Genomic DNA, 625 nt, shown 5'->3' with positions numbered 1-625 from the left:
TGGCTGCCGTTGACGGCGTCGGTGCTGCTCGCGGAAACCTGACCGGCGGCGACGTTAGTGATCTGCCGTTCGTTGCCCACGCTGCCGACGCTCAACACACCGGTCGGTGCAGCACCGGCGTAAGTGACGGTGGCACCGTTGACCACACCGCTGGCGGTCGCAACAGCCGCAGCCGTGGTGGCGCCGTTGCCCAGGGCGACGGAGTTGGCAGTGCCTGCCACGGCACCGTTGCCGATGGCCACCGCGTTCGCGGCGGTGGAACTGGCGGCGGGACCGACGGCCACGCTGTCCACGCCGGTCGCGGCGCTGTCGGCGAGCGTCGAGTTGGCGTGGAAATATTTGATACCCGCGCCATTGTTGACGAGGCCATCGACGGTCTGGTTGGTCGCAAACAATTGCGAGCCATTCACCGCATCGGTGCTGGTGCCGTTCAAGGCCCCGGCACTCAGGTTGGTGATTTTCACCCCACCGGCCGGTGCGCCTGCACCACCCGTCGCCCCCAGGGTGATGGCGTTGCCGCCGACAGCATCATATTTCACCGCGATGTTGGCGGTGTTGACCGTGTCGGTGTTCAGCGCCGTCAATGCACTTGCCACACTGGTTTGCGCAGTGCCAGCCCCTACCG

The 625-nt window shown here is 66.4% G+C and carries 1 pseudogene; it reads right to left on the bottom strand.

The features are described 5' to 3' along the window. Positions 1-625, bottom strand: a pseudogene (locus FQ192_RS33870) (hemagglutinin); the annotation flags it as partial.

It is taken from the genome of Pseudomonas sp. ANT_J12 (assembly GCF_008370045.1).
GTDB lineage: Bacteria > Pseudomonadota > Gammaproteobacteria > Pseudomonadales > Pseudomonadaceae > Aquipseudomonas.
The sequence above is the reverse complement of the archived record's forward strand: the minus strand, read 5'-3'. Positions and strand labels throughout refer to the sequence as shown.